Source organism: Cupriavidus basilensis OR16 (assembly GCF_000243095.1).
Classification (GTDB): Bacteria; Pseudomonadota; Gammaproteobacteria; order Burkholderiales; family Burkholderiaceae; genus Cupriavidus; species Cupriavidus basilensis_D.
The window spans coordinates 17,076-39,750 of sequence record NZ_AHJE01000053.1; the positions used below are offsets into that span (position 1 = coordinate 17,076).

At 62.9% G+C, this 22,675-nt stretch carries 22 protein-coding genes and 2 pseudogenes; 8 read left to right on the top strand and 16 right to left on the bottom strand.

All coding sequences use genetic code 11. From position 1 onward, the window contains the following. Positions 1-144 precede the first annotated feature (144 nt). The 6 genes and pseudogenes from OR16_RS19990 to OR16_RS20010 all read right to left on the bottom strand — a co-directional run bounded on the left by OR16_RS19990 (position 145) and on the right by OR16_RS20010 (position 6,666). Positions 145-1,107 carry a Bug family tripartite tricarboxylate transporter substrate binding protein gene (locus OR16_RS19990; protein ID WP_043420419.1) on the bottom strand — a complete coding sequence of 321 codons (963 nt, stop codon included), beginning with the start codon at positions 1,105-1,107 and terminating at the stop codon, positions 145-147. Between the two features lie 166 nt (positions 1,108-1,273). Beyond that, positions 1,274-1,912 carry a 3-isopropylmalate dehydratase small subunit gene (gene leuD, locus OR16_RS46050; protein ID WP_237717135.1) on the bottom strand — a complete coding sequence of 213 codons (639 nt, stop codon included), beginning with the start codon at positions 1,910-1,912 and terminating at the stop codon, positions 1,274-1,276. Positions 1,913-1,945: 33 nt separating this feature from the next. Further along, positions 1,946-3,361 (bottom strand): annotated as a pseudogene (leuC, locus tag OR16_RS19995) (3-isopropylmalate dehydratase large subunit); the annotation flags it as partial. An 80-nt stretch (positions 3,362-3,441) separates the two neighbouring features. After that, positions 3,442-4,386 (bottom strand): hydroxymethylglutaryl-CoA lyase, encoded by a 945-nt coding sequence (locus tag OR16_RS20000; protein WP_006159763.1) that lies wholly within the window; start codon positions 4,384-4,386, stop codon positions 3,442-3,444. A gap of 29 nt (positions 4,387-4,415) precedes the next feature. Further along, complete coding sequence (locus OR16_RS20005; protein ID WP_006159764.1) at positions 4,416-5,645, bottom strand: CaiB/BaiF CoA transferase family protein; 1,230 nt, start codon at positions 5,643-5,645, stop codon at positions 4,416-4,418. Positions 5,646-5,778: 133 nt separating this feature from the next. Continuing rightward, positions 5,779-6,666: a LysR family transcriptional regulator gene (locus OR16_RS20010; protein WP_043420423.1), complete on the bottom strand. Its 888-nt coding sequence runs from the start codon at positions 6,664-6,666 to the stop codon at positions 5,779-5,781. A 56-nt stretch (positions 6,667-6,722) separates the two neighbouring features. Between OR16_RS20010 and OR16_RS20015 the strand changes: the two genes are divergently transcribed. Next, a complete protein-coding gene (locus OR16_RS20015; RefSeq protein WP_006159766.1) occupies positions 6,723-7,577 on the top strand; it encodes an IclR family transcriptional regulator domain-containing protein in 855 nt (284 codons plus the stop codon). A 22-nt stretch (positions 7,578-7,599) separates the two neighbouring features. Here the strand turns inward: OR16_RS20015 and OR16_RS46055 are convergent, their stop codons facing one another. The 6 genes and pseudogenes from OR16_RS46055 to OR16_RS20035 all read right to left on the bottom strand — a co-directional run bounded on the left by OR16_RS46055 (position 7,600) and on the right by OR16_RS20035 (position 11,301). Beyond that, on the bottom strand, positions 7,600-8,040 hold the full coding sequence (locus OR16_RS46055) for a hypothetical protein (RefSeq protein WP_237717128.1): 441 nt from the start codon (positions 8,038-8,040) through the stop codon (positions 7,600-7,602). Positions 8,041-8,060: 20 nt separating this feature from the next. Further along, on the bottom strand, positions 8,061-8,426 hold the full coding sequence (locus tag OR16_RS46060) for a dioxygenase (RefSeq protein ID WP_237717129.1): 366 nt from the start codon (positions 8,424-8,426) through the stop codon (positions 8,061-8,063). 18 nt (positions 8,427-8,444) lie between these two features. Further along, positions 8,445-8,915 (bottom strand): AMP-binding enzyme, encoded by a 471-nt coding sequence (locus OR16_RS46065; protein WP_337459856.1) that lies wholly within the window; start codon positions 8,913-8,915, stop codon positions 8,445-8,447. 45 nt (positions 8,916-8,960) lie between these two features. Further along, positions 8,961-10,033 (bottom strand): annotated as a pseudogene (locus tag OR16_RS20025) (class I adenylate-forming enzyme family protein); the annotation flags it as partial. Next, complete coding sequence (locus tag OR16_RS20030; RefSeq protein WP_006159768.1) at positions 10,030-10,830, bottom strand: citryl-CoA lyase; 801 nt, start codon at positions 10,828-10,830, stop codon at positions 10,030-10,032. The pseudogene OR16_RS20025 and the gene OR16_RS20030, both read right to left, overlap by 4 nt. A 141-nt stretch (positions 10,831-10,971) precedes the next feature. Next, on the bottom strand, positions 10,972-11,301 hold the full coding sequence (locus OR16_RS20035; protein ID WP_043420396.1) for a hypothetical protein: 330 nt from the start codon (positions 11,299-11,301) through the stop codon (positions 10,972-10,974). A 294-nt stretch (positions 11,302-11,595) separates the two neighbouring features. Between OR16_RS20035 and OR16_RS20040 the strand changes: the two genes are divergently transcribed. The 7 genes from OR16_RS20040 to OR16_RS20070 all read left to right on the top strand — a co-directional run bounded on the left by OR16_RS20040 (position 11,596) and on the right by OR16_RS20070 (position 19,967). Beyond that, positions 11,596-12,219, top strand: a complete 624-nt coding sequence (locus tag OR16_RS20040; protein ID WP_043420425.1) for a TetR/AcrR family transcriptional regulator — start codon at positions 11,596-11,598, stop codon at positions 12,217-12,219. A 260-nt stretch (positions 12,220-12,479) separates the two neighbouring features. After that, positions 12,480-13,403 (top strand): SphA family protein, encoded by a 924-nt coding sequence (locus OR16_RS20045; RefSeq protein ID WP_043420397.1) that lies wholly within the window; start codon positions 12,480-12,482, stop codon positions 13,401-13,403. Positions 13,404-13,495: 92 nt separating this feature from the next. Next, complete coding sequence (locus OR16_RS20050) at positions 13,496-14,965, top strand: mechanosensitive ion channel family protein (protein ID WP_237717130.1); 1,470 nt, start codon at positions 13,496-13,498, stop codon at positions 14,963-14,965. A gap of 164 nt (positions 14,966-15,129) precedes the next feature. Then, on the top strand, positions 15,130-17,310 hold the full coding sequence (locus tag OR16_RS20055) for an FUSC family protein (protein WP_043420399.1): 2,181 nt from the start codon (positions 15,130-15,132) through the stop codon (positions 17,308-17,310). A 14-nt stretch (positions 17,311-17,324) separates the two neighbouring features. Further along, the gene (locus OR16_RS20060; RefSeq protein ID WP_237717131.1) at positions 17,325-18,815 is read left to right on the top strand and encodes an efflux transporter outer membrane subunit; all 1,491 of its coding nucleotides are present in this window, start codon (positions 17,325-17,327) and stop codon (positions 18,813-18,815) included. A gap of 21 nt (positions 18,816-18,836) precedes the next feature. Further along, positions 18,837-19,037 carry a DUF1656 domain-containing protein gene (locus OR16_RS20065; protein WP_006159775.1) on the top strand — a complete coding sequence of 67 codons (201 nt, stop codon included), beginning with the start codon at positions 18,837-18,839 and terminating at the stop codon, positions 19,035-19,037. 48 nt (positions 19,038-19,085) lie between these two features. After that, positions 19,086-19,967, top strand: coding sequence for an HlyD family secretion protein (locus tag OR16_RS20070; protein WP_006159776.1), 882 nt, complete (start codon positions 19,086-19,088; stop codon positions 19,965-19,967). Positions 19,968-20,008: 41 nt separating this feature from the next. Here the strand turns inward: OR16_RS20070 and OR16_RS20075 are convergent, their stop codons facing one another. The 4 genes from OR16_RS20075 to OR16_RS20085 all read right to left on the bottom strand — a co-directional run bounded on the left by OR16_RS20075 (position 20,009) and on the right by OR16_RS20085 (position 22,507). Further along, a complete protein-coding gene (locus OR16_RS20075; RefSeq protein WP_237717132.1) occupies positions 20,009-20,389 on the bottom strand; it encodes a putative quinol monooxygenase in 381 nt (126 codons plus the stop codon). A 75-nt stretch (positions 20,390-20,464) separates the two neighbouring features. Next, entirely contained in the window at positions 20,465-21,106 is a 642-nt protein-coding gene (locus OR16_RS20080) for a hydrolase (protein WP_006159778.1), read from the bottom strand. 163 nt (positions 21,107-21,269) lie between these two features. Then, on the bottom strand, positions 21,270-21,542 hold the full coding sequence (locus OR16_RS43595; protein ID WP_141639894.1) for a hypothetical protein: 273 nt from the start codon (positions 21,540-21,542) through the stop codon (positions 21,270-21,272). A 173-nt stretch (positions 21,543-21,715) separates the two neighbouring features. Next, positions 21,716-22,507, bottom strand: coding sequence for an FCD domain-containing protein (locus OR16_RS20085; RefSeq protein WP_063709602.1), 792 nt, complete (start codon positions 22,505-22,507; stop codon positions 21,716-21,718). Between the last annotated feature and the right edge of the window lie 168 nt (positions 22,508-22,675).

Here is a 22,675-nt window from a genome sequence, read left to right on the forward strand (position 1 = left end):
CGCGAGCCATGCGGGCATGGGGGCGCCTTGCAGCCTGAGAGAGGCCGCAAGGCGCGATGCGGGAACAGCCCTCGACGCCCTATTGCCTGTGCAAAGTGAGTGATCGAGGGCGCGGCGGCCATGTGCCGCCTATGGACCGGCCAGCTAGTCGACCTTCGCGCCGGAGAGCGCCACTATCTTCCTGGTCTGCTGCGTCTGCTCGTCGATATAGCGCGAGAACTGCTCCGGGCTGAACTTCATCGGCACCATCCCCTGCGCGGCGAAGTTCTTCTCGACGAAGTCCCGCTCATTGAGGATCTCGACAATGGTGGTGTTCAGCTTGGTCACCACCTGCCTGGGCATTTTTGCCGGGGCAAGCACGCCGTAGACGGCGGAGATATTCATCTCCTTGAAGCCGGCCTCTGTAAATGTGGGGACATCCGGCAGGGCCCGGGTCCGCTTCTCGCCGCTCACCGCCAGCACTTTGATCTTGCGCGCGCCGACGAAGCTCTGGATGGTGGGCAGCGCCGGGAACGTCAGGAGGATCTGGCCGCCCACGACATCGCTGACCGCCGGCGCGGAGCCCTTGTAGGGCACGTGGACCAGATCGGTGCCGGCCAGCTTGTTGAACAGTGCCCCCATCAGGTGGGGCTGGCTGCCGTTGCCGAACGAGCCGTAGCTGAGCGTGCCCGGCCGGCTCTTTGCATAGGCCGCCAGTTCCTTGAGACTATTGACCGGCAAGCTGCCCGACACGGCCATGACGAGGGGCACATAGCCGATCGCGGCCACCGGCACGAAATCCCGCGAGACGTTGTAGGAAAGCGAGGGCAGTACCACCGGGTTCAGCACAAAGGTGGCGTCATTCGTCAGCAGCAGCGTATAGCCATCGGGTTGCGCCTTGGCCACGGCTTCCGCGCCGATCACGGTGTTGCCGCCGCTCTTGTTTTCGACCACGACTTGCTGGCCCAGTTTTTCTGACATGCGATGGGCCAGTTGCCTGGCGATGATGTCGGTGGTGCCGCCGGGCGCGTACGGCACCACCAGCCTGATGGGCTGGGCGGGATAGGACTGCGCCCACGCCGTGCCCGCCCCGGTCAGCCAGGCGAGGGCAAGGGCCGCCAGGCCCATGTGCCTGCAGTGGCGGGAAAGCCTGCTGGTCTTTGCGTCCGCCCTTGCATCCTTGTTCCCGCGCGCAAGGGAATTTTCGCGGCCGGGTTGCCGCTTGTGGTCTTGCCAAAGCATAGTGTCTCCATCCATTTCAGTATTGGAATCCAGCTCGCCGGCTGGCTTTCATTCAGGCAAACAACCAGGGCTCCCGCCGTGCCCGCTCTTGTTCATAGCCGCGGATTTGCACGGCGTGGCGCAGCGCCAGCGCGATATCGTCGAGCCCGTTCAGCAGGCAGTACTTCTTGAACGGGTCGAGCGAAAAGCCAATCGCTTCGCCGGACGGCGTCGTCACGGTCTGCCCGGCGAGGTCGATTTGCAGGCGGTAGCCGGGCGCCGCCGCGACCTCGGCAAACAGCCGGTCGACAATGGCCGCATCGGCGACGATTGGCAGCAAACCGTTCTTCATGCAGTTGTTGTAAAAGATGTCGGCGAAACTGGGCGCGATCAGGGCGCGCATGCCGAAGTCTTCGAGTGCCCACGGCGCGTGTTCACGGGACGAGCCGCAACCGAAGTTCTCGCGCGCCAGCATGACCGAGGCACCCCGATAGCGCGGCTGGTTAAGCACAAAGTCCGGGTTAAGCGGACGGCTGCTACAGTCCTGCCCCGGCTCGCCGTGATCCAGGTAGCGCCATTCATCGAACAGGTAGGGACCGAATCCGCTGCGCTTGATGGATTTCAGGAACTGCTTGGGAAGCATGGCGTCGGTATCGACGTTGGCGCGGTCCAGCGGCGCCACCAGTCCGTCCAGCGTGGTAAAGGCTCTCATCGCTACCTCCTCTGTCAAAGCGCGCGAATGTCGACGAAATGGCCCGCCACCGACGAAATGGCCCGCCACCGCCGCCGCGGCCGCCATCTGCGGGCTCACCAGGTGGGTTCGCCCTCCTGGTCCCTGTCGGCCCTCGAAATTGCGGTTCGAGGTGGACGCGCATCGCTCGCCGGCCGCCAGCCTGTCGTCGTTCATGCCCAGGCACATGGAACACCCCGGTTCCCGCCATTCAAAGCCGGCCGCGATAAAGACCTGGTCCAGCCCTTCGGCCTCAGCCTGCGACTTCACCAGCCCGGAGCCGGGCACCGCCAGGGCCAGGCGGATGCTCGGGGCGATATGCCGGCCGCGCAGCACTTCCGCCGCCGCGCGAAGATCCTCAAGACGGGCGTTGGTGCACGAGCCGATGAAGATCTTGTCCAGCGGGATGGACTCCAGCGGCGTATCCGGCTGCAAGCCCATATAGTCGAGCGCCCGTTCCATGCTCTTGCGCTTGACCGGATCGCGCTCCCGCTGGGGATCGGGAACGCGCTCGCCGATGGTCACCACCATTTCCGGAGAGGTGCCCCAGGTCACATGCGGGCGGACCGATGCCGCATCGATCCCCACGATGGCATCGAAAACCGCGTGCGGGTCGCTGCGCAAGTTCCGCCAGAACGCGCTGGCGGTCTCCCACGCCTGGCCTTCAGGCGCGAGCGGACGGCCCCGGAGATAGGACAGCGTGGTCTCGTCGACCGCCACCATGCCGGCCCGCGCCCCCGCCTCGATCGCCATGTTGCAGACCGTCATGCGTGCTTCCATGCTCAGGCCGCGGATGGTGCTGCCAGCGAACTCGATCACATGCCCGGTCGCGCCGGCGGTGCCGATCCGGCCAATCAGGTTGAGCGCGATATCCTTGGCGGAAACACCCAGCGACAGCTCGCCTTCCACCCTGACCAGCATCGATTTCGGCTTGGTCATCCACAGGCATTGCGCGCCCAGCACCTGCTCGACCTCCGAGGTCCCGATACCAAAGGCGAACGCAGCGAATGCGCCGTGCGTGGATGTGTGCGAGTCGCCGCAGGCAATGGTCATGCCGGGCAGCGTGGCTCCGCGCTCTGGCCCGACCACGTGCAGGATGCCCTGGCGCGGATCGTCCATGCCGAAGTTGACAATGCCGTGGTCGGCGCAGTTCTGGTCCAGCGCCTCCACCTGGGCGCGGCTCACAGGATCGGTGATGCCCTGCGCGCGCGCGGTGGTCGGCACATTGTGGTCGGCCGTGGCAAGCACCGAAGCGGCGCGCCAGAGCTTGCGCCCGTTCAGGCGCAGGCCTTCGAAGGCCTGGGGACTGGTCACCTCGTTCACCAGGTGCCGGTCGATATAGATCAGCGAGGGCCCGTCGGCTTCCTCGTGGATGACGTGGCTGGCCCAGAGCTTGTCGAGCAGGCTGGCCGGTTGGCTGACTTCAAGCATGATGTTTGTCTCCGTAATACCCCGCGCAGGCGCAGGTCGCGCGCGGGTCTTGCCAAGGGATGCTGGATTGCGCTGCCGGCCTATCGTGTTTCCAGCCAGGCAGGCCTGGGATGGAGGTCGGTGCGCTTGCCGGCCTTGACGACCTGCCCGGAAATGTCGTGCCCGACCAGGGCCGGCAGGCCGAGCGCCACACCGAGCAACCGGTCCAGGTCGACCCCGGTGTCAACGCCGGACGACTCCAGCATGTGCACCAGGTCTTCGGTGCAGATGTTGCCGGTGGCTCCCGGCGCGAACGGGCAGCCGCCCAGCCCGCCCAGCGACGCGTCGAAGCTGGTCACCCCCGCCGCCAGTCCCGCCAGCACGTTGCTCAGCCCCATGCCGCGCGTGTTGTGGAAGTGCAAGGTCAAGGGCACGCCGGGGAACCATGCGTGGAAGGCCGCCGCCAGTGCGCCCACCTGGCGAGGATCGGCCATGCCGGTGGTATCCGCCAGCGTAATGCTGTGCATGCCCATGCCGAGGTACTGCTCGGCGGCCCATTTCACCCGCTCGGGCGCGATCTCGCCTTCGAACGGGCAGCCGAAGGCCGTCGCGATGCAGCCGCTGACCCGCAGCGCCGTTCCCTGCACCAGTTGCATCACACCGCGAAACTGCTCGATCGACTGCGCGCAGGTCATGCGCATATTGGCCAGGTTATGCGTCTCGCTTGCCGACATGACCAGATTGATCTCGTCCATGCCGCAAGTCAGCGCCCGTTCGCAGCCCCGCTCGTTCGGCACCAGCGCCGCGTAGGTGACATCCGGATGGCGCCGGATCCCCCTGGCGACCGCTTCGGCATCGCGCAGATTCGGAATGGCCTTGGGCGAGACGAAGGAAGTGATCTCGATCTTGGCCAGTCCCGTTGCCGATAGCTGGTCGATCAGATCAATCTTCTGCCCGGTCGGAATAAACTCTGGTTCGATCTGGAAGCCGTCCCGTACCGAAACCTCGTTGATGAATACCAGCTGTGGGGCGTTTGAAAACCACATGACTTTCTCCTGTCGTGCCGGCTGGCGGTTCAGACCACGCCGGCTTCGCGCAATGCCTGGAATTCGGCGCCGGAGATGCCGAGCGATGCCAGCACCTCCTCCGTGTGGGCACCCAGCGCCGGGCCGAGCCAGTGGGTCTTGCCCGGGGTCTCGCTGAGCTTGGGCACGATCCCCGCCATTTCCACTGGCACGCCGTCCGGCAGGGTGTGGGTCTCGATCATGTCGCGGGCGCGATAGTGCTCATCGGTGCAGATCTCGGCGGCCGTGTAGATCTTGCCGCAGGGAACGGCCGCTGCGCCCAGCGTGGCGAGCACCGTTTCCAGGTCATGCGAGGATGTCCACGCGGCGATGGCCTCGTCGAGCATCGCGTTATGCGCGACCCGGCCGTCGTTATGGGCAAGGCACGGGTCCTCGCCGAGATCGCCGCGGCCGATGGCCGTCATGAAGCGCTTGAAGATGGCGTCGCCATTGCCGGCGATGATGACGTAGTGGCCGTCCTTGCAGGGATAGGTATTGGAAGGCGAGATACCCGGCAGGCTGGCGCCCGATCTCTCCCGCACATGCTTGAGCATCGAGTATTCGGGAACCAGGCTCTCCATCACGGCGAAGACCGATTCGTAGAGCGCCACGTCGATAAACTGGCCCTCGCCGCCGTTGGCGCGCAAGTGATGCATGGCCAGCAGCGCGCCGATCACGCCGTAGAGCGAGGCCAGCGTATCGCCGATGCTCACGCCCGAGCGGACCGGCGGCCGGTCCGGATAGCCCGAGACGTAGCGCAGCCCGCCCATCGATTCCGCGATGGCGGCAAAGCCCGGCCGGTCCTTGTAGGGACCAGTCTGACCGTACCCGGAAATCCTGACCATGATCAGCGCCGGATTGACCTGGCGCAGGTCTTCCCAGCCGAGGCCCCATTTTTCGAGCGTCCCTGGCCGGAAGTTCTCGATCACGATATCGGCACTGGCGACCAACTTGCGCACGATGTCCTGGCCCGCGGGCGAGCGCAGGTCCAGCGTCACCGATTTCTTGTTGCGGCTCTGGCTGTACCACCACAGGGAGGTGCCCTCATACAGCTTGCGCCATTTGCGCAGCGGATCGCCCTGCTCGGGCGGTTCGATCTTCAGCACGTCGGCACCGAACTGGGCCAGCAGGCTGCCCGCGTATGGTCCGGCGATCAGCGAACCGAGTTCAATGACCCGGATGCCCCGGAGGGAGGATTTGTCGTTGACGTTGTCTTTGTCGTCGTTGTTGGCTTCGGCCATGGCTGTATCGAACTCCTGTCTGCCACTATTGCCTGGTGGCTTGCGGTACTGAAGGTTGAAAGAAGTCGCGCGAGCCGTAAAGCAACCATTGGCGAGCGCGCCATCGCAAAACGCGATGGCAGGGCCGGCACGGCTACGGCGCCTCGCGAAGGTGGTCGACCAGCAGCCTCGCCACCACGGACAAGCCCTGGTACGCGCGTACCCCGATCACAAGCTGGCGCTCCGCCCACGGTTCGTCCAGCCTGATGGTGCGGATGCCAAGCGTGTGCTGGTATGGCGCGGCGCTGCATTTGGGCAGGATGCCCAAGCCCAGGCCGGCCTGCACCATCAGGCACAGGGCGTCGTAGCCCGGTACGTGAATACGCGGCTTGAGTGCCCTGCCCGCTTCGCTAGCGGCCTTGATCAGCTGCAGGTTGATGTGGCTGCCCGCGTGCAGGCTCACGTGGTCGTAGTCCAGCGTCTCGCGTATCGCCACCGACTGTCGCCCGGCAAGCGCGTGCCCTTGCGGCACGATCAGCACCAGTTCGTCGCGCCTGTAGGGAAAGGTCTCCAGCCCCGCCCCGGCCGCCCCGGCGGTAAAGATGCCGATATCGGCGGCGTTCTCCGCCACGGCCCGCACAATCGCGGAACTGATGCGCTCCTCCAGGTGCACGTCGATCAGCGGATAGGCCGCCAGGAAGGACTTGAGTTGCGCCGGCAGGAACTGCGTGATGGTGGAGATATTGGCGAATACCCTGGCTCGCCCCCGCAGTCCCCCGGCATAGTCGCGCATGCGAACGGCAATATCGTCGAGGTCGTGCAGGACGCCACGCGCCAGGTGCATCAGTTCCACCCCCGCTGCCGTCGGGCGCACCCCCTTGTTGCTGCGCACGAGCAACGCCGTTCCCAGGCAGTGCTCCAGCTCGCTGACGCGCTTGCTTACCGCCGCCGCGGCAAGATGCGCGCGTTCGGCGGCAGCCGAGATGGAGCCCTCTTCGAGGATACCGACGAAGAGCCGCAATGACGTTGGATCGAGCCTCACCATGATCTTGTGCTCCGGAATGCCGATGGCGGCTGTCTTGTGGCTAAAATACGCGCATGAAACCAATCGCCAAACCCACTGCCGCGGCTGACGAGGACGCGCAGCCCAAACTGGAAGAAGGCCACCGCGACTATGTCGCGGCCCTGGCGCGAGGCCTTGCGGTCATTCAGGCGTTCACCGACAGCGAACCCGAAATGACGCTGAGCGAAGTCGCCCAGGCCACGGGAATGAGCCCCGCCACCGCACGCCGCGCGCTGCTGACGCTGCAATCGCTCGGTTACATCGGCGCGAACGGGCGTCGATTCCTGCTCTTGCCCAAGGTGCTGTCGCTTGGGGCGGCCTTCCTCAGCTCCATGAACCTGCGCGACATCGTGCAGCCCTTCCTGCAAGAGGTGGCCGAGCGCTTTCGCGATTCGGTCTCGCTGGCCATCCTCGACGGCGACAGCGTGGTCTATCTCGCGCACGTGCCAAGCAGCCGCCGCATCGCGTTTCGCGCCTCGGTTGGCTACCGCCTGCCGGTCCACTGCACCTCGCTCGGGCGGCTGCTGCTTGCGCACGCGCCGAAGCGGCAGCAGAACGCCGTCCTCGCCAAGGCGCCGTTCCAGAAGTACACCCCGATGACGCTGAGCGAAGCAGACGATCTGCGGGCGGCGCTGGCCAAGGCACTGGAGCAGGGTTACGCGGCACAGGACAGCCAGCTGGAAATCGGCGTGCTGTCGATCGCGGTACCGGTGCGCGACCCACAGCAGCGGGTGATCGCCGCCATCAATTGCTCGACCGAAGCCGAACGGACCAGCATGGAGGAACTGCTCTCCACCCGCTTGCCCGCGCTGCGCGAGGCCGCGGCCTCGATCGAGGCGGCGATTCAGCGAGCGCCCGCCCTGGCGCACTCCATTTCGGCGGCGTCCTGAGCTAGGCAAGACCGGCACGCGCCTAGCGTGACGCCTCGGGCTCCATGGCGATATCGAGCTCCACCAGTTGGTAGTTGTCGCGCTCGGGGTGCGGGCGCACTGCCACGATGTGGTCCTCGATGGTCGAGAAGATGCAGTCGACCGGATTGGCGGGATCGCCGGCAAAATAGACCTGCGAGGTGAGCATCCGATAGCCGGGATGTACCACGCGATAGTGGATGTGCGGAGCGCGCTGGCGGTTGCGGCCGAGCCGCTTCATCAGCACGCCGACTTCGGTGTCTTCGCGGCCGATGATGTAGCCGCCTGGCCGCACCGTGAGAATACTGAAACCGCCATCCGCGTTGCAGCGCAACTTGCCGCGCAGGTTGTCCGCCGACTGGGAATCGTCCTCGTTTTCATAGCGGCCGAACTGGTTCGGCTGCCACACGATGAGTTGCGCGCCCGGGATGGAACGGCCGGTCACGGCGTCGCGCACCTGCCCCCTTAGCTCGAGACGCTGGCCGGGCTCTTCGTCCGTCGCCAGTGAACAAGGATTGGGGCCTTCGGCAACCCCGGGCCGGTCACGTTCTGTGGCGTGGCCTGATCGTCGGAGCGTGACAAAACCAAGGCCCGCATGGTCATGCCCATCATGTCGCAAAGCATGATGAGTTCATCCTGGGCTGCCACCTTGCCCAGCCAGCCCACGATGCGATAGAGCTCCTGGTCCGTCAGGCGCAATTCGTCCAGCATGGCGTGAAAGTGGCGAAGCGCCACCGCGAAGCGAGCCTGAAGCGCCGGATCGGAACCTGCGGCACCTTCGCACATCGCGCCGATTGCCCGTTGCAGGGTGGGGTTGTCTTGCATGTTCATGGTTGTCTCCGTCTTGATTTATCGGGTTGCGGCGCCGCCGGCCAGGTCGACGGCTCGCGCAAGCAGGGTCGTATCCGCCTTCAGCTTGTGCTTGGCCGGCTTATGCGTGGGCGTGTGGGGAATGGCGTCGACCAGCACCACGAAGCGCGGCAGCTTGTGCGCGGCAAGCCGGTCTTTGGCCCAGGCAACCAGGGTTGCCGGATTGACCGTCTGGCCCTTCCTGAGCTGCACCGCCAGCATGATTTCTTCTTCGCCAAGCTCGGCCGGCACGCCGATGGCCGCGGCTTCTTCGACTGCGGGATGCTCGCCGAAAATGCGGTCCAGTTCGGCGCCGGACACGTTTTCGCCCTTGCGCCGCATGACGTCCTTCTTGCGAGCGACGAAGACGTAGTAGCCGTCGGCGTCCTGGCGCACCAGGTCGCCAGTGGCGAACCAGCCGGCCTTGAAGGCGGCTTCGGTCTGTGTGGCGTCTCGAAAGTAGCCCTGCATCAAGGTGGGCGTGCGGATCAGCAACTCGCCCTCCTCGCCCTGGGCCACGTCAACGCCCTCGTCGTCGACGATGCGGGCTTCGGGCGCCGCGATGGTGGTATCGGGATGACGCGAGATAAGGCCCATCGTCCCCAGCTTGTGCGGCCCATTGAAGGGGTTGGCGATCACGCCCGGAATTTCGGTCATGCCATAGCACTCGATCAGCCGCGGCACATGAAACTCGTTCTTCATCACGCGGACCATCTCCTGCGTTTGCGGCGCGATGAACATCTTGGTGATGCGGTGGCCGGGGACGAATTCCTCGCGCGGCCGGCGCGCCAGGATGCTGCCGGCGGCAGCCACCAGGTTGACCTCGGTCGCGCCACTCTCCGCGGCAAAGCGCCAGAAGGACGAGGCGGAGAACTTGCGCAGCAGCACCAGGCAGCCGCCGCATGCAAAGGCGCCGCCAACCGAGTACATCAGCGCATTGATGTGGAACAACGGCATCACGCACATCACCCGCTCGCTGGGCTGCAGGTGGAGACGGCCAACGAATGCCTCCGCGGTCAGCACATAGCCGCGATGGCTATGCATGGCGCCTTTCGGGAAACCGGTGGTGCCCGAGGTGTAAATGATCAGCGCGGTATCGGTCGCGTTGCCCGTGCCCGGCGGCACCTGCGCCGGCGTGCCGGCGCCCATCGATTCCTCAAGCGTGGGCACCGCGTGCTGGCCGGCCTCGTTGGCGCGCAGCCAGACACTTTCGCCAAGTTCGGCGGCGACGGCAGCCGCGGTTTCGAAGGTGGCCGGGGAACATACAACGCCCGAGACCTGCGCGTGCCGGAGCACGTAGAGCGCCTCGTCCAGCCGGTAGTCCGGATTCGCCGGCACCGGATGCCGATCCTGTCGCCGGGGCGCACACGCATATCGTGCGCCAGCCAATTCGCGGCGCGGGAAATCTGCGCTTCCAGTTGCCCATAGGTCCAGGTCTCGCCTTCGAACAAGATGGCGGGCTTGTCCGGATGCGCCTCGACCCGCGTGGCCAGAAAATCCGGCAGCGTGAAGTCATGTGCCCGGTACTGCCGGAGCACCTCCAGCGGGGTGATCATCGCCGGGTTACCGACGGAATGAGTATGGCTCATGCTGCCCTCGCCGGGATGCCGTCAAAAGCGATGGCGTGTTCGGCGGCATCGGCCAGGATGAAGCCAATAGGCTGCCGTTGCTCTTCCTGCAGGTGGGCGATCAGGCTTGCCACGCGGGCCAGCAGCGGCACCCCCTTCAAGGCGCCGGCCGGATATCCGGCATCCAGCAGAACCGCCGGGATCGCCCCGGACACGTTCATGGGCAATGGCTTGGCGTAGTGCGCCGGGACCGCATCGGCGACCGCTTCCAGTGCGGCGACGTGTTCGCCCGCCAGGCCTAGTTCGCGCGAGTACGCCAGCAGCCGGTGCGCGCGCGGGTCGCCCTGCTTGTGCGTGGGATGGCCAAAGCCCGGCAGCGGCTTGCGCGCCTGGCGCAAGGCCCGGACGACAGAGTGCGCGCTTTCTGCAATGGAGCTGACCTCCTTGCCCGCCAGCACTTCCTTGAGCATCAGGCCAGCAGTCTCCGATGCACCCAGTATCACGGAGCCGCAGCCAAGGACGCCGGCCGCAACCGCGCCCTGCAGCGCGTCCGGGGCAGCGGCAAGGGTCATTCGCGCAGCCTGTACGGATGGCACCAGGCCATGTTCGGCGATGGCGACGAGGCAGGCATTGGTGACCGCCACCAGTCCTTGGTCAGGTATCCGCCCGGTAAGGAGAAACAGGAAGTACTCCGTGAAGCCGACCTTGCCGATGAGTTCCTGGCTCAGGTCCTTGCCGTGCACGCAGACCCCATGGATATCCACCTCGGCGATGGCCGTACGGCCAGCCGGGAGCTGTTTTATCTGCTCGTTTGTCATATCATCTCCTCATTATTTTTTGCGCTAGCCGCAAATAATAGCGATATGCGAAATAATTCTAGGGTGGGATCTATCAGTTGGCAAGCCAGGACTTGAACGAGGACGGGCGAACCGTGCATAGCCCGGCAGATTCGCCCAAGGTCACGCTTTGTCCGTGAATGGTTCAGCCTCACTGATCTTTGCCAGCGCGCCGTCCGTGAACGGATCGACTTGGCGGATGGCCCCATCCGTGAAGGGATCAACTGGGCGGGCCGCGCCATCGGTATAGGGATCGGCCTTGCGCACCGCTACCTTGCGGAACTGCTCATCGACGAGTCCGCCGTGCCGCGGGAAGTCCTGCGTCGCCACCGGCGGGGCTTCGAGCCGGCTGCTACGCGCACCGTCTATAAAGACGTCGGGCGAACGCACAGTCGCCTGCGCGGCTGAACTCGCTACTAGCATCACGACCGCGCCAACCATTGCCTTTCTCATCGCACTTGCTCCTTTGAAAACCAAAAAAAGAGAGCGGGAAATCACGTCAGATGGACTTTTCGACCTGAGTGGTTACGCCCTTGAAGTGCACTATAGACAAAACCGTACCGTATGGTATTCTTTGGTTTGGAAGACAGGGTTCGGGATCGTTGAATGCTTTGAGCGGCACAGGGCTGCCGCAACGCCCTGGATCCTCGATTTGATAGACTGCGCAGGACCTGAGACATCAGGTCGCGATTTTGGCGCTTGGCCTCTTAACCACCTTGCTACTCAATGGACCTACGACAGAGCACGTTGACGAAAACCTCCGCGAAGCCGCCTGTGCGCTTGACGCGCCGGGGGGAAGATAAGCGCGCGCTGATTCTGACCACCGCCGCAGACATGTTTCTCGATCACGGCTACGACGGCGTCAGCCTCGACGAGATTGTCAAGGCGTGTGGAGGCTCAAAAACCAATGTCTACAGCTACTTTGGCGGCAAGGATGGGCTATTCGTCGCAGTTGTAGAGATGCTTTGCGGCAAATTCCTGGAAAAAACCGAGGGCCTGGACCTCTCGCACAGCAGCGCAGCGCAGGGCTTGCGGAACATTGCACACAGCTTCCTTCAATCGCTGCTGGACGAGCGCCACCTCGCATTCCTGCGGCTCATCATCGCCGAATCCCGTCGGTTCCCTGAACTGGGCGATGCGTGGTACACACGCGGCCCGAAGGCTTCCTGCATTTACATCGCCAATTTCCTGGCAATGCGTAAGGCGGCAGGGGCCACGCTGGCTGCAACACCTGAGATCGCCGCCCAACTATTCCACAGCATCGTGATCGCCGGCACATTGCACCGTGCGCTCGCGACTAATTACCGCCCCACCGAAGGCGAACTCGACGCGCTCATTCTTTCTGCCATTGCTTTGATCGTAATGTCGTAGCTGCCGATCGGTATTTCCCGAATGCCGGGGCCTGGTCAGCGCACAGCGCCGCTGTGCGAGCGTCAACGCGCTCGCCGCGCGTCCTGTGCTCACTGGCTCCGCTGACAATCGGTTGCGACAGCCGCTCGCCCCCTCCATCGCCGGTGGCAGAGATGTCGCGGTTGTTCCAGCAGGTCTAGAGTCCCTTCCCGGCCAGGACCTGCCGACTATCCCTCGTTTGGCGTCAAAGCGGGCGCCATCACACATCAACAGGCTGTGATATGAAAATTACGCGCCAGCTTCTACCGCTGATTTGCTGCGCCTTTTTGTCGTCCGCCGCCTTGGCGGACGCGGTGACATTGCCGCCTATGAATCTCGGCAACACGAGCTTTCTGGACGGCGTCGCAGGGCCAGGCTTCCTTTTCGAGGTTGGCTCCAGCTACTACCACGCCACGACCATCAAGGACGACGCGGGCAACGCCGCCCCGGGGGGGCCGCGCATCGAGGTGGCTGCCATCGTTCCGCATATTGCCTACATATCCCCCAATTTCACACTGCTTGGCGGACATGTTGGCGGCGAGATACTGCTTCCGCTTGTCTATGCCAACCTCAAAGTCGGGCCTGGCCTTGAAGACAGCAACTTTGCTGCCGGCGACGTCCAGTTCAGCCCATTCCTGGTTCAATGGACCGGCCAGACGCTGTTTGGCATGCCCTTTTTCCAGCGGTTCGACCTGCTCTTTTCGGCACCAACTGGGCAATACAACCGCAATGCGCTCGCCAACGCCGGAAGCCATGCCTGGACGATCGCGCCTTACTATGCTTTCACGCTGATGCCCACCGATAAGTTCGAGATCAGTGCCCGGCTCAACTACCAGTGGAACGGCAAGAACACCAAGCCATCCCCGGCCTTGAACGCAGACTCCGTGCAGGCCGGTGACGCGCTGTCTCTAAACCTCTCTGGCTCCTATGCTGTTTCCAAGCACTGGCGGATCGGCATCGCTGGCTATGCCCTGCAACAACTCAGCGAGGATCGCATCGATGGCAAGTACCAGTCGGACTCCAAGGAACGGCTCTTCGGGGCCGGCCCTGGGGTGCTATACCAAGGAAGTTCGTACCAGATCCTGTTGAATGCATATAAGGAATGGGGCGCCAGGAATCGCCCAGAGGGCAGCAAGATCGTGCTGCGCTACCTGCTCCCGTTCTGATTGGAAACACCGCGCCAGCCTCTTGCCTCACTTTCCAGGGGCGGCTTGTTATGGCTGCATGAATTGGCATCCTCCGTATGCAAGGTCTCGCCATGGAATATTTGCTGGATCCTCTTTGCCTGGGCGTTGGCTTGGTGCTGTGCGATGTTCTCGCCTGGCGCCTTATCGAACCCGGCTACAAGCGGCTGCGCCTTGCCGTCCGGCTGGCAGTATTTGCGCTGCTGACTGCCGTGCTTCTCCATGGCGGCATGAGCCCGCTCGATGCAGCCCCGTCGCCTGAGCAGCCGGTTCGCCATTTCCTTGGCCAGGCACTGGAGATCATCTGGTGGCTGCTCGGCGCCCGCGCCCTCACCATTCTCCTGGACGCGCTCTTCATGCCCAAGGCCTGGCACCAGGAGCGCCTGTTCCAGGACGTGCTGGGCGCGCTGATCTTCGTTGCCGCGGCCGTGGCGGCCATCGCCTACGTCCTTGAGCTTCCTGTGAGCGGTTTGCTGGCGACGTCGGGCGCCCTGGCCATCATTGTTGGCCTGGCGATCCAAAGTACATTGAGCGATGTGTTCTCCGGACTCGTACTGAACGCCACACAGCCCTACCATCTCGGCGACTGGGTCTCCATCGATGGCGTGGACGGCAAGGTGCTGGAGATAAACTGGCGCGCCACCCATCTGCTGAGTGCCCAAGGGAATCTGGTGGTGATCCCCAACAACGTGACTGCCCGGGCCAAGATCACCAATATCAGCCGGCCCTCGGAACTGCACGGTGTCAACGTATCCATCCAGGTCACACCGGAAGCCCGCCCGAGCGTGGTTGTGGAAGCGCTGGAGCGCGCGGTACTAGGTTGCAAAGTCGCATTGGCAAATCCAGCGCCATCGGTGATGGTGAAACAAGCCGGCGCCAACTCGATCGACTATGAAATTACCTGCTACGTCGAGGACATCGCCAATAAAAGACTGGCCACGAATCAACTCTTCGATCTCGCGCATCGGCACCTGGCATCCGTCGACGTCAATCTCCGTCCGCTCGCCGTCCCCAACGCAGGCACTCCGGCGACCGATCGCCGCCAGCGGCTGCTTTCGACGGTGAGCATCTTCCAGGCGCTGGGCGCGGACGAACTCTCCCAACTTGCCAAACGCCTGTCGCGGCATGAATACCAGGCGCACCAGACAGTTGTGACAAGCTCCGATGTCACGGACTACATGCTCCTTGTGGACTCGGGTGTGCTCTCCGTCTCAATTGCGCGCGGAAACGAGCACGTGGAGACTGCCCGCCTCGGACCGGGTGAAGCGTTCGGCGAACCTGGCGTCTTGGCGGGCATTGCCATGCAGGTGACCATTGAGGCAATTACCGGCGTAGTCCTCTACCGGCTGGATAAATCGGATCTCACACCGGTACTTCAATCCCGTCCTGAAGTGGGATCGCAAATGTGCCAGCTGCTTTCCCAGCGGCAGGAATCGAACAGCGCCTTCGGCAACATGCAGCCGCCCGCCCATGCCGGCAAATCCAGCGTCTTGCAATGGCTCCAGGACAAGATGCACAGCCTCCACCATCTTGCCGGACACTAGGTGCCGTGCTCCCGGGCACTGGCCTCTGCAGCAGAACACCGTGTTCGGTCGCGCAGAACGCCGGCGCACCTCGTGCTCGACTATGATGACATCAGCCCGGAAACTGCGGGAACACCAGCGTTTGCGCTCTTTTACCACCCTCGTCAAGCTCTGACCTAAGTGCAATGGCAAAGATATCCGGCAGCACGTTAGCGCCAGAGCGCGCATCTTTCGCCAATGCGGTCCAGTCATACTGGCAGGCGGACCGGGGACGGCTGGTGCACGCGTCCAAGACCGCGCTTGCCGTGGTCCTTTCCATGTGGCTCTCGATGCGGCTTGAGCTTTCCTCGCCGCGCACCGCCATGGTTTCAGCGGTCATCCTGATGATGCATCAGCATAGCGGCATGGTGCTGGCAAGAGGTTTCTACCGCGCCCTGGGGATGCTTGTTGGCAACCTGGCCGCCCTGCTGCTGTTCTTCGCCTTTCCGCAAGAACGCGTGCTATTTCTGCTCTGCTTGTCCGTCTGGACCGGGCTATGTGTTTGCGGGGCTGCCTACTACCGGAACTATCAATCGTATGGGTTCTTACTCGCGGGCTACGCGACGTGTATTGCCGCCGTTCCGTCCATCAACAATCCCTATGCGATCTTCGACAACGTGATTGTCAGCCTTAGCGAGGTATCGATCGGGATCCTTTGCGCAGGGTTGGTAAGCGCGCTGATCCTCCCACAGCGGGTCGCAACGATGATGCTCGCTGCGGGCCAGCAGCATATCACCACCTTTGTCGGCTTCATCCGCGAAGCCCTGCACGGCAGGCAGTCCCCGTCCGCGCTTGGGCTTTCACACCTGCATCTGATGGGCGAACGCGCCCAGCTCGAGAACTTGCGCAGCGCGGTGGTCTTCGAGGATCCCGAACTGCGCGCGAACAATGACCTGATGATTCACCTGAATCACGATTTCCTCGATGCCATTGCGCGCTTTCACACCATTCACCAACTGCGCGCACGCATCGAAAAAACCGAAGACCGTCGGGCCGCAAGCGCGCTCGATGCCCTCTTCGACTCGCTCTCCGGAATCCTGCCATTCCCCTCGGATGGCGCCAGGTTAAGCCTGCCGGAGGTACGCGGCTTGCATGCCGGATTGCTGGCATTGGCGTCCGAATTGCCCGGCCGCATCGCGTCCGCCTCGGCGGCACTTTCCAATGCCCCGCCGCCGGTATTGGATCGGTTTGCCGCGGGTGCGGCAGCACTCGACGAAGCCACGGCCGATCTGCTCTCCTATACCGAGCACTACATTGCCCTGCGCACGGCGCGCACATTCGTCACGGAGCGCCCCCGCAAACGGCCGAGCAAACTCTTGTACTCGGGGAATCGCGCCTTTGCCCTGGCATCCGGCCTGCGCGCGGCGATGGCCATCCTGGCGTGCTCCTGGCTCTGGATTGCGTCGGGCTGGAACGGCGGCAGCTCGGCAGTCATCGCCGCTGCTATCGCCATCGCGCTCTACTCGGTCATGCCCCAGCCAACCGCCGTCGCGCGGCAGATGCTCATCGGGTGTGCGGCGGCCTGGCTGGCCGGCCTGTTCTTCAACTTCTTCATCCTGCCTCGCCTCGATGGGTTCCTGCTGCTCGCGGTCTGGATCGTCCCGTTCATCTTGGCCGGCAGCTATCTCGGTACCTTTCCGAAAACCGCGACGATCGGGTTGGGCTTCGGTATCTATTTCAGCTTCCTCAGCAATCTGACAAACCCGACCGTCTACAACCCGACGAGCTATCTCGACTCGGGTCTTGCCACGCTGCTTGGCATTGCGATAGCGTCGCTCGCTTTTGCGACCATCATGCCCCAGGGCGGTCATTGGCTGGCCGAGCGCTATCTGAATCAGTTGCGCAAGCTGGTGGCAAGAGAGGCGTGCCATGGTGCACTCGATGGCCTGCGCCTGACCTTCGAGAGCAATATCCGCGATTTCGTACAGTACGCCGGCACTCGGCCGGTGACCGGCCGCGCCAGCCAGGCGGAACTGCTGGGATGGTCTTTCGCCGCGCTGGAGATCGGGCTTGGCGTGATCAATATTCGTGAAGCGACCGCCAGGGAGGTCATGCCAGCGAGATGGAAAGAACAACAAGGCAGCATGCTGGCGGCGATCTCCGCGCTATTCCTTACACCCTCGCCGCAGACTCATGAGGTCGCGTTGCGCGCCGTCGAAAGCGCCATTGAACAGACAGCCGGGACGGCAAGCAATAGGACAGGCGGAGAGCCTGAGCCGCGGCCATCGCAGGTCCGGGCATTCCTGCACTTCATCAGGCTGTCGCTGCTGGACGATGCCCTCCCCCTGGTCAATGCCTTCCCTGGCACCGGTGCCGAAGTTGCCTGATGCAGGAAGCATGCATGCCGTTGCCTCCCACCAACCGAATCATGCGGGTGTTCGCCGTGCCAGCTAGATCCCTAATTTGTGCCTATGCCTGTGCCTGCGCTTGCGTTCTCGCCGGTTGCGCTAATACAGGCGGCATCACCCCATCATCCACCCTGATCGATGCCACAGCAGTCGATGCCGGCACCGCCTTGCGCACTACACAGCAGGACGCGGGCTGGCCGCAGCAGGCCTGGTGGGACCGCCTAGGCGACCCGGCATTGAATGCGCTGGTAGAGCGGGCGATCATAGGCAGTCCCGATATGCGAATCGCGCAGGCAAGAAGCCAGCTTGCCGAAGCGCAAGCCCGGATAGCCGGCGCTGCCGTCGAGCCCAGCGTCACCGGTGGCGGTGCGTTCGGCCGGACGCGGTTTCCACGACTGTCCACCCCGCAGCCCATTGGCGGCCACACCACGTGGAACAACCACATAGGCATCGATCTCTCCTATGACCTCGACCTTTGGGGCAGGAACCGGGCCGTACTGCAGGGCACCATCGACAATGTGCAAGCGGCCGCCGCCGATGCCCGCGCCGTGCAGTTGAACCTGGAGACCTCCGTGGTTCGCGCCTATGTGGAACTGGCCCTGCAGTATGCAATCTGGGATGTGAACAAGGCGATGCTTGCGCGGCAAAGCAATATCTACGACATCATCCGCAAGCGCAGCAGCCGGGGCCTTGCCAGCCAACTGGAACTGAGCCAGGCGCGCACGCCGATCCCTGCCCTGCTTGCGCAGCTACAACAATCGGAACGGGAGATCGCGCTGATCAAGAACCAACTTGCGGTGCTCAGCGGCGACGGTCCGGGCGCGGGGGAACGGCTGCAGCGCCCAAAACTGATACTGGAAACGCCGATTGCCGTGCCAGCCACGCTGCCGGCGGAACTGGTCGGACACAGGCCCGACATCGTGGCGCAGCGCTGGCGCGTAGAAACGGCAGCGCAAGGCATGAAGGTGGCAAAGGCAGATTTTTACCCGAACATCAATCTCGTGGCGAGCCTGGGCCTGGCTTCCGCGGCCTTCGGCAACTTCTTTACGCTCATCAACAACGACGCGATCGGACACAACGTTGGCGCGGCGTTCTCGCTGCCTATCTTTGACGGTGGGAGAAGGCAGGGCAACTATGGCGCCGCAACCTCGAACTACGACCTCGCGGTCGAGAGCTACAATAAAGCGGTGCTTTCCGCCTTCCAAAGCGTGGCGGATCAAGTGATCTCCCTCCAGTCGCTCACCCAGCAGCAGGCCGGCATCGAGGAAGCGCTACTGTCGGCAAAGCAGGCGTACGGGCTCGCCGAGAAAGGCTACCGCGGCGGGTTCACCGACTATCTCAACGTACTGAACACGGAGAACGAACTCAGGCGCCAGCAGCAAAGCCTCGCGCTGGTGCAGGCCAGCCGCCTCGATGCATGGGCACGTCTCATGCAAGCCCTGGGCGGTGGCTTTGATGAGACAACGTCTGCGAGCCAGGAATGAGCAAAGCCGGAGCAGTGTCCCATGTCTCGTGAAATCGCCTTGTCATCCGTCCTGGTGCCGACTTTGCTGCCGGTATTCCTGGCTTGCGTGGTGCTCTACCTGCTGGTCGATTACCTGTTCGCACGCATTGGTCTCTATCGTCTGGTGTGGCATCCCGCGTTGTTTCGCGCAGCCTTGTTCGTGTGCATGTTCAGCGGCATCGGCCTGATGCTATGGGCCTGAGTCTCGAGCCCCGGGCAATCTCTAATCGGATCAAAATCATTCAGGAACATGAAATTGAAAACGCAATTCCTGTTGCGTCTGCTTGTCACCTTGCTATTGACAATAGCGGCAATCGTACTCGGCTACAGTCTCTGGACACACTACATGTATTCACCATGGACGCGTGACGGCCGCGTCCGCGCGGAAGTGGTGAATATCGCGGCGGATGTCTCCGGCCTGGTTTCCCGCGTACCCGTGAAAGATAACCAGGAAGTACATCAAGGCGACCTGCTCTTCGTGATCGACCAGGAACGCTTCCGGCAGGCGCTCGCCCAAGCCGAAGCACAGGTCCAGGCCCGCAAGGCGGAGCTGGACATGCGGCACCAGCAGACAATGCGGCGCCGTGACCTCGATAGTTCGGTCATCTCGATAGAGAGCCGGGAGGATACCAGTGCCCAGGAGAAGCAAGCGAAAGCGAACTACGACGCTAGCCTGGCAGCCCGAGATACCGCGAAGCTGAATCTGCAAAGAAGCGAGATTCGTTCCCCGGTAGACGGATACGTAACCAACCTGAATCTCTATGCTGGCGATTACGTGAGTGCCGGGTCGGCTCGCATGGCCGTCATCAACAAGCACTCCTACTGGATTTACGGCTACTTCGAAGAAACCAAACTGTCGAAGGTGCGCGTAGGCGCGAAAGTCGAGATCAGGCTGCTATCTGGTGGCGATCCGTTAAGCGGACATGTGGAGAGCATTGCACGAGGCATTGCCGACCGCGACAACCCTACCAGCGCGAATCTGTTGGCTGACGTGAATCCCGTGTTCACCTGGATCCGGCTGGCGCAGCGCGTGCCCGTGCGCATCCATCTGGATGCTCCCCCTGACGACCTCCGCCTTGCGATGGGGACCACGTGTACCGTCACCGTCGTTGCCGACGGCGGCGGAAAATAGAGCGCGCCCGTTCCGAGGGCGCGATACCAAGCCGTGCATGCCTAGGAAACGAGCTTGAGCTTGTAGAACAATTCGACACGCTCCACCAAGTCACCTTTGTGCTCCTCGAACCGGCGTATATGTTCGGCTTGCGTGTGATGCTCTCCCTGGGCCTCTTCGCTCGCCCAGTGCTCCAGGAAGACGAATCGGCCCGGATCGTCCAGTTGTTCAAATAGCTCATAGCGCAAGTTGCCCCGGTCCTTGCGCGATGGCTCCACCACAGCCGTCAGCTTCTCCCTGAGATCAGCCTCCCGCCCCGGCTTCGCATATACGATCACCAATACGAAGAAATCGTCCATCATTCCCTCCGTCGTGCCGTCAAGCGCATGCAGCCATGCCATATCGGGCCGGGAAATGGCGGGCGCGTCAAAAGGGGGGGCCACGAACTCGCCAAGTCCCCCTGCACCCTGAACCGATGAAAGGGTCCGCCAGGCACGGCGGCCGAAACCGGGCCGATCCTAGTCCTTTTTCTCGTAGGCGAACTGGATGCCGGCAGTTCCCCCCGTTTCGATGAAGAGATTCATGAACGCAGGCACCGTATCCGACCTGGCCCAGTCGCGCTGGAGTTCGCACAACATCTGCGTCCAGCTGATCATCTGGCCGCCCGCTTGTTCGATCCGCCGCAAAGCGGCCTCATGCGCCGCAACCGAGGTTCCGCCAACGGCGTCCACTACCGCATAGACTTCGTAACCCTCCTCCAGCGCATCCAGTGCGGGAAAGGACAGGCACGCCTCGGTCCACAGCGCGGTCATGATCAGCTTCTTGCGCCCAATTGCCTTGACTGCCTGCTTGAACTCCGTGTCTTCCCAGGAGTTGATGGACGTGCGATCGATGGTCGGCAGGTGGCCGAGCACCTTCTGAATCTGCGGGATTGGCGGCTTGTTCAGCCCGGTCTTCACGTTCACCGTCGAATGGACAATTGGCAACCCGTACGCCACTGCCATCTTCGCGGTGCCGACGATGTTGTCGATCAGGAGTTGACGATCCATTGAGGCAATGGAGTTAACCTGCACCGGCTGGTAATCGATGATGATGAACGTTGAGTTCTGCGGGGTGAGAAGGTGATCACTCTTCGGATCGCGGATCGCTTCACTGGTCATGCTAGTCTCCATTGCGGTAGTGTCGCCATGGGTGCCATGATTGGGCGCACGCCTGTCGAACCGCCTTTCAATGCCAAAGAGCGCGGTACCTGCGTGCAACTCGACAGGTCACCCACCTCCTAGCAACTCGATGTGTCGAGCCTAGTAAAAGTTACCCCCTCAATCAAGGACAATCCGCCAGTCGGAAAGAGCGAACGTGTTCGCGATTTCCCGTTGCCACGAGGATCAGAGTGTCGGCGCCGAAGTCCGCACCGCCGCCGGGAACTTTGTCGTAACTGGCGATAGTTTTTTGAGCCGCCACCGCCACGCCATCGCGTGGTGCCTTTGCCGCCAGTTGATGCCGCAGGCAAGTGAGAGGGTCAGGGAAGCCGCCGCGCCAAAGAGGCGGCAAACTGGCTTTGTCGTGTTCTTCAAGTTCTGTCTCCATGCCGGGCATGTCCCTGCTCTTCCACATACGCTACCTGCGCGGTGGAAGCCATGGAGGGTGAGAAGACCCGAGGTGGCTGTAAAGCGATCTTTGATGAAAGCGCCGTCGCAGAAAACGATGGCAAGACAGGAATGAGGCGGACTACCGCAGAAGACGACTGGCGAAGATCCGCGGAAACGGCGTCAGACCCCCAGTTCTGCCGATGCGCTCCGCTTGCGCGCCGGCGCCGATTTGGCTATCTGTTGCTGGAGAAACTTCAGCACCAGGTTCGCGGTCGCCTGGAAATGATCGGAAAGAAGCCTGCAAGCTTTGTTGGCGTCGCGATCGACGATGGCATTGACAATTGCCTCATGTTCCGCTGCCACGTCCCGGCTTCGTTCGGCCTTGGGCACGGCGAGAGAAATAACGCGGTAACGCGCCGTCTGGTCCCTGAGCACTGTCGAAAACCGGCGCATCCATGGCGACTTGCATCCCGCGATCAGAACCTCATGAAAGGTGGCGTGAGCCTCCTCCCACACGGGATTCAGCACTCCATCCTGTCCATGCAGAACCATCGGGATGCGCGTCAGGCGATAATGCGCAGCAATGACCTCTCCCTCCCAAGCGATATCTCCCGTCTCGATCGCGTCCCGGAGTGCGCTGGTTTCAATCTGCTGCCTGACACGGGTGATGTCCAGAAGCTCATCCGGCGACAACTCAGCTACCCGAAAGCCCTTCTGATCAATTGCCAATACGAATCCGGTCGCGCACAGTCGCGACAGCGCCTCTCTTAGCGGAATAACACCGGCCTGGTAGCGCTCAGCCAACTCCTTCAGACGGAGCTTGCTACCGGCGGGCAATTCGCCGTTGATAATGTCTTCACGGACGGTCTGCTCGAGAATGGACGCCCAGGTCCGCCCTCCCAAGTCCAGCGTTTCCGGCGCAATGGCAGCAACTTCCTCGACGCCTGCCTTTGCTGACTTAGCTCTCGGCACAGTATCGCCTCGCAAAATAATAGATAGTATGAACTATTATATATTTTTTGCGAGACGAGCAGGTCGCGATGCAGGCAAGACATCGCCCCCCCGTCGCGGCCTCTGTGTCGCCCATGGCCAACGCAGCATGGACCTCGCCGTTCCTGATGCTTTCGAACGAAGGCCGCT